The organism is Bacteroides sp. HMSC067B03 (genome assembly GCF_001811315.1).
In the GTDB taxonomy this organism is placed as follows: Bacteria; Bacteroidota; Bacteroidia; order Bacteroidales; family Bacteroidaceae; genus Bacteroides; species Bacteroides faecis.
On the sequence record NZ_KV804412.1, the window covers coordinates 38284 to 46236 of the forward strand.

General features: G+C 43.9%; 9 protein-coding genes and 1 pseudogene. 2 read left to right on the top strand and 8 right to left on the bottom strand.

Annotated elements, in window-relative coordinates:
• Positions 1-172: 172 nt before the first annotated feature.
• Positions 173-652: a pyridoxamine 5'-phosphate oxidase family protein gene (locus HMPREF2794_RS19135; RefSeq protein ID WP_010535870.1), complete on the top strand. Its 480-nt coding sequence runs from the start codon at positions 173-175 to the stop codon at positions 650-652.
• Positions 653-794: 142 nt separating this feature from the next.
• On the opposite strand, the gene HMPREF2794_RS19140 is transcribed toward HMPREF2794_RS19135, so the two are convergent.
• From HMPREF2794_RS19140 to HMPREF2794_RS19175, 8 genes are all read right to left on the bottom strand, one after another.
• Positions 795-1253 (bottom strand): DUF4252 domain-containing protein, encoded by a 459-nt coding sequence (locus HMPREF2794_RS19140; protein WP_070752255.1) that lies wholly within the window; start codon positions 1251-1253, stop codon positions 795-797.
• On the bottom strand, positions 1250-1777 hold the full coding sequence (locus tag HMPREF2794_RS19145; protein ID WP_010535872.1) for a hypothetical protein: 528 nt from the start codon (positions 1775-1777) through the stop codon (positions 1250-1252). Before HMPREF2794_RS19145 ends, HMPREF2794_RS19140 begins: the two co-directional genes overlap by 4 nt.
• Entirely contained in the window at positions 1764-2276 is a 513-nt protein-coding gene (locus tag HMPREF2794_RS19150) for an RNA polymerase sigma factor (protein ID WP_010535873.1), read from the bottom strand. Before HMPREF2794_RS19150 ends, HMPREF2794_RS19145 begins: the two co-directional genes overlap by 14 nt.
• Positions 2263-2748 (bottom strand): DUF4252 domain-containing protein, encoded by a 486-nt coding sequence (locus HMPREF2794_RS19155; protein ID WP_010535874.1) that lies wholly within the window; start codon positions 2746-2748, stop codon positions 2263-2265. The genes HMPREF2794_RS19150 and HMPREF2794_RS19155 overlap by 14 nt, the downstream gene beginning before the upstream one ends.
• A gap of 105 nt (positions 2749-2853) precedes the next feature.
• Entirely contained in the window at positions 2854-3801 is a 948-nt protein-coding gene (gene cysK / locus HMPREF2794_RS19160; protein ID WP_010535875.1) for a cysteine synthase A, read from the bottom strand.
• 122 nt (positions 3802-3923) lie between these two features.
• Positions 3924-4265 (bottom strand): cupin domain-containing protein, encoded by a 342-nt coding sequence (locus HMPREF2794_RS19165; protein ID WP_055269268.1) that lies wholly within the window; start codon positions 4263-4265, stop codon positions 3924-3926.
• 80 nt (positions 4266-4345) lie between these two features.
• Positions 4346-5995 carry a glycoside hydrolase family 32 protein gene (locus HMPREF2794_RS19170; protein ID WP_022301339.1) on the bottom strand — a complete coding sequence of 550 codons (1650 nt, stop codon included), beginning with the start codon at positions 5993-5995 and terminating at the stop codon, positions 4346-4348.
• A gap of 165 nt (positions 5996-6160) precedes the next feature.
• A complete protein-coding gene (locus HMPREF2794_RS19175; RefSeq protein ID WP_022301338.1) occupies positions 6161-6964 on the bottom strand; it encodes an alpha/beta hydrolase in 804 nt (267 codons plus the stop codon).
• 445 nt (positions 6965-7409) lie between these two features.
• Here HMPREF2794_RS19175 and HMPREF2794_RS19180 point away from each other — a divergent pair.
• Positions 7410-7953, top strand: a pseudogene (locus tag HMPREF2794_RS19180) (glycosyl hydrolase family 31); the annotation flags it as partial.

The following is a 7953-nucleotide window of genomic DNA, read 5'->3' on the forward strand; positions in this document are numbered from 1 at the left end:
ATGCCACCCTATTGGCACGGTTGTGCCACCGCATTGGCACAACTGTGCCATGCCTTTGGCACAACCGTGCCAGTAGGGTGGCACAAACAAAGAACTGATTCTCTCCCTATCATCCCATTATAGTGCTATAAATCAGGGAGACACACTTAACTTTAGAAAACCGACATTGAAAATGAAAACAATCGTTATCGAAGACAAGCAACGAATCGAATCCATTATTCTTCAGGCGGATGCCTGCTTTGTAGGCATGGTAGACTTAGAAGGCAATCCATACGTAGTTCCCATGAACTTCGGCTATGAAAACGATATCCTTTACCTCCATTCCGGTCCCGAAGGCGGGAAAATAGAAATGCTGCAACGCAATAACAACGTGTGTATCACGTTCAGCCTCGGCCATAAACTCGTTTATCAGCATAAACAAGTAGCCTGCAGCTATAGCATGCGCTCTGAAAGTGCCATGTGTCGTGGCAAAGTAGAATTCATAGAGGATATGGAAGAGAAACGCCGTGCACTGGACATTATCATGCGCCATTACACGAAGGATCAGTTCGGCTACTCCGATCCTGCCGTACGGAATGTCAAAGTATGGAAAGTACCTGTAGACCAGATGACAGGAAAAGTTTTCGGTCTGCGGGCAGATGAAAAACCATAAGAAGAAATGGTAGCGTAAAGAACAGCCATGAGCAGTGATAATGGTTTGTGAAGCAAACATGACCGAGCATCTCTATAAATTTTTATCCGCAGATTATGCCGCTCCCTATATTAGGAAGGTAGTATAACCTGCGGATAAAATATTATTCCTTGTTTACAATACCTTGTATCTCCTTCAGAGTAAGATTTCCGGTAATGATAATTACTGTAAATTCATTCTTCTCACCAGTCATCAGAACAAATTCTTTCTTCTTGTTTTTATCCTGCTTCAGATAAATCGTAGTCTTTTCTCCTTTATCTTTGATACGCATCAGTTCTTCATAACCGTTCTTAGAATTAATAAATGCGAACTCTTTCTTCATCTTGTCAATGATAGCAGGCTTGTCACAACTCAGAATTCGTATGTTATCCAGTTTTGAAGCTATACTGCCAATATTCACACCTTCCGTCTGCATATCGGGCATCAGGCTGAGCATCGCTTTGGAGATATAAACTGAAGTAACTTCTTCCATGTCTGCAAACTTATCAAAGCGACTGTCCTGCGCATACATAAATAGTGAGCACAAAGAAAATAACAGGATAATAATATACGTACGTTTCATTGTTTTGTATTATTTATTCGGTTTAATTGTTCATAAACATTCTCTCTGATCTTGCCAGTGGCTTCCTGTACCGTTTCCACTTCCTCCATCCCTTTGTTCAACCGTGAAGACAACATAACCAACGCCTTTTGTGCCTGCATATAGGCTTCTTCGGGAGTAGCGCACGTATCCTTCGGAGCAGAAGGCTTGTACAGATACATTCCTACTGAAAACAAAAGAAGCAGACTGGCAGCTATGCTTCCTAACCATTGCAGGCGGATGATACGTGTACGCTTTTTTACTTTCAACGCTCGCTTCTCACTCATATCCCACGCATCTATCATGTCATTCAGCCTTTCTTCCAGCCCGACAGGAATTTCGGGTTCAGGACAGGCAGCCAACTGCAGGAAAAGTTCCTTCTCGGCAAGCAAATCTTCAGAAACTTCCTCTTCCATAAAGAAACGTTTGAGTTCCTTTTCTTCAGCCTCACTAGTTACACCCTCGTAATACCGTGTCAGCAAATCTTCTATATCATCTGGTTTCATACTCAACTATTGCGTTAAATTGTTCACGTATCTTTTTGCGGGCCCGACTCAACAATACTCGTATATTGACAGCATTCAGTCCCGTGGCTTGTTCTATTTCTTCGAAGGAACAGTCATTCACATCCCGCAGTATCATCACATGCTTTTGCTGCCGGGGGAGCTGACTGATAAGACGCTGTACCTGATTTACTTCATCCCGCCATTCCATTTCGCTGATAATATTGAAGTCTGCCGAGATATTCAGTTCTTCGGGGGCACGTCCGTCCTCATCCAACTGGTTACGACGCAGTGCATCGTAGCACAAATTCTTGATAAGAGTGACGCTGTAAGCTTCGGCATTCAGGACACCGTTCAGTTGACCGCGCTTATTCCACAATTTCAGATATGCTTCCTGCACCATATCCTCAGCATCCTGGGCGTTCCCCATTAGCTGAAAAGCTACCCGAAAGAGCTTCCGGTGGCAGGGCAGAAATTGTTGTTTAAAATCAGTGACGTCCATTCTTCTTTCCAGTTTCCATACTTACCAGTTTATCAATATCATCTTTGACAAATTTACCATTTATCTGTATCAATGTACAGCTATCGTTTCCGGAGCAGACAACTAATAATTCGCGAATAGCATCCTTTCTGATTTTCATCAGTATGTGCACCTTCTCTCCTCCATCGTTGATGCGCATCAGTTCTTCATAGCCTTTCCGGTTCAACTTGCTTACTTTACTGCTGAAACGTTTTTTCACGCTTGCCGAACAATCTCCCAAGTCCATGACTTTCATCGATTTCACTTTTCTTATGATTTCACTTCCCTCTTCATGTTTGCAGAACATCTTTCCGAGAGACATCATAAAAGGAGATACTTTCACATAGTCGACATTCTGTTCGCATTCAAACTCATCGAAAAGACTGTCTATGCTTTGCCCATATCCAATATGGCAAACTAAAAGCAGCAATAGGGTAAATAAAAACTTTCTCATTGTTCCTTCTTTATTATTTAAATTAAAGTCGTTATTGAAGCGCTTCAATTAAATAGACGGGAACAACGAGAAAGTTGTTACAACAAAAATAAAAAAATCTTTTTATTACAGAGGATACTCCTCGAAAGCGTACAGGATAGTAGATAAATAGCGTTCGCCTGTATCGGGCAGCAATACTACAATCATCTTCCCCTCATTCTCCGGACGCTTCGCCACCTGAGTAGCGGCATATACGGCGGCTCCCGAAGATATTCCGACCAGTAAGCCTTCTTTCTTTGCCAGTTCGCGGCTGGTACGAATGGCATCGTCATTCTGTATCTGGATAATTTCATCTACTACAGAAGCCTTGTACGTCTTCGGGACGAATCCGGCTCCGATACCCTGAATCTTATGAGGACCGGGCTTCCCACCGGACAGTACCGGAGAGTCTGCAGGCTCAACGGCTACAATCTTCACACTGGGATCACGCATCTTCAATGCTTCACCCACACCACTAACGGTCCCGCCTGTACCTACACCGGCTACGAAGATATCGACTTTCCCCTCGGTATCTCTCCATATTTCCAGTCCGGTAGTGCGTAGATGCATAGCGGGGTTAGCGGGATTCTCAAATTGTTGCAGGATGACAGATCCGGAGGTGGCAGCTTTCAATTCCTCGGCTTTGGCAATCGCCCCCTTCATGCCGTCGGCACCGGGAGTAAGAACCAGTTCCGCTCCCAGAGCTTTCAAAAGGTTACGACGCTCCACACTCATGGTATCGGGCATAGTCAAAATCAGCTTATACCCTTTTACGGCTGCAACAAATGCCAATCCCACTCCGGTATTTCCACTTGTCGGCTCGATAATGGTAGATCCCGGCTGCAATACTCCTTTGGTTTCCGCATCCTCTACCATAGCCAGGGCGATACGGTCTTTCACGCTTCCCGCAGGGTTGAATGATTCAATCTTCACTATCAGGCGAGCTTTCAGATCATTACTCTTATTATAATTACTTAGTTCCAGCAACGGAGTGTTACCTACTAAATCCGTCAACTTCTTTGCAATCTTTTCCATATATATCTGCTTTTAAATTCCTTTGTTTTAAGATATTACAAAGATAAGGGAGATTCTGTTCAGAGAAAATACCACATATGTGGTAATTTCGTACCACACATGTCTGACTCTCTGCCAAGATATCAGGATAAGAAATCGGATCTCATAGGGCTGAATGTATCAATCAGTACACCTGCTTCCAAGCAGACGCATCCATGAGGCTGGTCGGGTTCCACATAGTAGCCATCGCCTGTGGAGAGAATTTCTTTCCGATCGCCAATGGCCAGTTCGAACTTGCCGCTTGCCACATAAGTAGCCTGACTATGATAATGTTGGTGCATAGCGCCAACGGCACCTTTCTCAAACTCCACCTTCACCATCATCAACTGTCCGTCATATCCCATCATCTGGCGGCGGATGCCCGGAGCCGGATTTTCCCATTCCAGTTCTTTCTCAAACTGGAAAGCTTCGCTATGTGTTCTCATGTTCCAATCTATTATTGTTTATTACTGAGAAGCAAAGATAGCTTTTGTCTCTTTAATTACAAGCTTTGTCCATTCACTATTTACCAGATAGATTTCACCGAGAATACTTCGAGGTTCTTGACTTCGATACGATTTCCCCAGAAATGGAAACCTTCTTTATTGTTCCTGTCCGGACGGCGTTCCATAGAGTAAGAATACAGCCCACCGTCTATAAAGACTTCGATTGTGGTACGGTCTATGTAAATATCGGCAGTCAGTTCCATGCTGGTCGGGTCTTGCGGAGAGTAGAAATGGCCGTTCAGCGTATTGGAGTTCATGTCGTAGCCAATCATTCGCTGTCCGAACAAGTTAAAGCCCGCATCGGTGGCGTGAGACAGCTTGATAGTTGTCTTGATGCGAAGACAATCGGCATCATAAAATTCTTTCAGGTTGCGGTTTGCCTCGTCCGAAGTCAGAGATTTCCATGAATGGACAGGAGTGAATAAAGATTCGGTTTCTCTTACCGGCACACTGACAAGGCGGATACCGTCTTTAGTGGTACGTAAAGTCAATTCCGTGGGAAGCATCATCATTCCATTGAAAGGCATTCCCGGATGAGAAACTCTTCCCCAGCCTATCTGAATGCGTCTGCCGTCGCTTGCCGGAATATTGTTATAGGTTTGGGCTGCATAGATACTTCCGGTGGTATAGCAGTATTTTCCTGCTTCGGGCGTAAATACTTTACCGTCGAAAGAACCCAGCATATAAGTACCGGTGGCACCGTACATCACCCACTTCGTGTGGTTCTTGTCACCATCAACCGGCAATTCGAACAACTCGGGGCATTCCCAGAAACCTGTAACATGACTTTCGTATTTCCAGTCTTTAAGATTGGCAGATGTATAAATAGAGTGTCCGTCACGTTCGTTCAGCACCATCACCCAATGTTTGGAAGGAGCATACCAGAACACTTTAGGGTCACGTGTATCCTGAGAGTTCCATTTCTCCTTGGAGTTAATTACCGGATTCTTATCGTACTTCGTGAATGTACGTCCTTTGTCCAGACTGTATGCTATTCCCTGCACTTGTCTGTCACTGCTGGCAGCCGTGAAGGCAGCAACCATGGCGGGAGTCTTGCCTTTATTGAATCCTGCGGTATTATCATAGTCGATTACTGCCGAACCGGAGAACATTGTTCCCAAATGGTCGGGATACAAAGCGTCCGGCAATTCGGTCCAATGTATCAGGTCCTTGCTGACTGCATGGCCCCAGTGCATGTTCTCCCAGTCTCTTTCGAAAGGATTATGCTGGTAGAACAAGTGATACTCACCTTCATAATAAATCAGTCCATTAGGGTCATTGATCCAACCTCTCCGGGTAGTAAAGTGGAACTGCGGACGATTCTTTTCCTTATACAGACTATCCTGTCCTGCGATTTCATCCGACTGGTATATCTGGCTGAGTCCTTTTTCATTGCCCTCGTAGGTTATCTTGATTGTTTTTCCTTTGAAGGCCGATACATCTTTGAATACCCAATACTCGGCTTTATCCGGCGCCAGACGAATAACGACGGACAAATCCGGCTTGCCGTTTACTTCAAAAGTCATTTTCGCCCTATTTTCGGCATGAGAAACAGGGAAGTTCAGATACTTCTTCGTTACTTTAAAAGATACATCTCCTGCCATTGCCAGCAGATGAGAAGAAACAAGAATAAAAAGAGTCAGTGTGATTCTGCTGTTTAATGTCTTCATAGCAATAATCATTTATTATTAGTAGTTAGTAGTTTATAAAATCGGAGTAAATGTAGGCAATCCCTCCTATTCTGAATATAATAAATGATTCATAGCCTATGAAAAATGTAACATGTACCGGATATTTTCCTTCTATGACCTGCTCTTTGCATAACCGGAGACATCTTATTTAAACCTCTTCACATAATTAACAATCAGATAGCAGGCAGGGCCGAGTACCTGTCCGTGGTCGAATCCCTGAAGCTCGTACAGGGTGACTTTCTGATTGCCTATATTCTTCAGTACGGATGCCAGCAGTGCATTCTCTTCGTACCGGTCTGCCATTTCCAGATTCTTGTCTCCCGTTATCAGCACAACCGGAGCCGTATCTTTACGGGCTTTATTTACCGGTGCAAATTCATCAATAATCGGGATTCCATTCGGCAGTCCGCGCTCTTTACGGATTGTAAAATGAGTGACTGTCTGCCCGCTCACCGGAAGATAAGCGGCTACACTGTCCGCATCTGCTCCGTATGCAGCCATATATTTCTTATCCATTGCCAGAATCAGCGTAAGATAACCTCCCGCCGAATGACCGGAAACAAAGATACGGTCCTTGCGGCCTCCGTACTTCTCGATATTCTTAAATGTCCACGCCACAGCTTCGGCAGCATCTTCTATATAAGCCGGATTCTTAGCTCTCGGACTCAGACGATAATTGACCGCTACTACCGCGAAGCCCTGATCTGTCAATTCTTTGGGCACAAACTTGCTTCCGCCTTCCATACCACCACCGTGAAACCATACGATGGTTGAAAAATCCTTCTTATTTTCGGGATAATAGATGTCCAGTTTGCAACGTTCCAGACGGTAAGCATCCGTTTCGGAACCAGATACATAAGCAATGTCCTTGTCGGTACGATAAGTATTCTGCGCCTGAACAAGGCAAGCACAAAGTAAGAAGAGAAGGAGAAAACAATTCTTTTTCATGGTTTTATTTATTTCAGTGTTTCAGTATTCTTTTCCAATAGGTGATATCCGGCAAATGCACTGCACCAGATGTTCCTTTATGGAATGCAATATTACGAATTTTTGATAAGAATAGAAAAAGAAATACTCACTTCAAGCGGAAACAGATCTCTCCCCAAACATACACAACTGATTCTCAATATATTAATAACGGAAATTTGAGGCATTAATATCCGTCGTCTCAGGTATTAATGTTTGTCGCTTCAGATATTAATACCTGTCATGTCAGACGTTAACAGCTGACAATATCAAGTATTAACGCCTGACAACCCGTCTATTGCAGATGAAAAACGCAGGTTCAAAGATACTTTATTCTTATATTTGCAATATTTCCACATAGCTTTTTAGTGGTAAAGAATCTCTTGAGAGTCTTATATAAATGTAACCATGATAAAAATAAACTGCAATGAAAAAACTATTACTTTACCTTTTCCTGATTACAGCAGGGCTCATCTCCACCGTACAAGTGTCCGCCCAAAAAGAGATTGCTCCGGGAGTTATCAAACTGCAAAAGGGAGAGATTGATACTTTCACCCCCTATTCCCTGTTTGGTGGCAAGCCTGTCATAGAAGCAATGAAGGCACTTCCTGCAGCCAAGTTGCCTTTTGATGCCGAAGACGTGCAGATAAAGATAACCGACCGGGGATGCCTGATTGAAGTTCCCCTGGAAGACAATGAACAAATCTACGGTTTCGGACTTCAATTCGAAACTTTCGGTCAGCGCGGTCTGCGCAAACGTCCGATAGTAAATGACAATCCACTGAACGGACTCGGATACACGCATGCCCCGCAGACATTTTATGTCTCTACCAAAGGATACGGCATTCTGGTCAACACAGCACGGTATACTACTTTTCTGTGCGGTTCCAACCAGAAAACCGAACACAGTCGTCAGCAAAGAATAGAAGAAAGAAAGCATATCGCTACCACTACGGAAGACCTGTATAAGA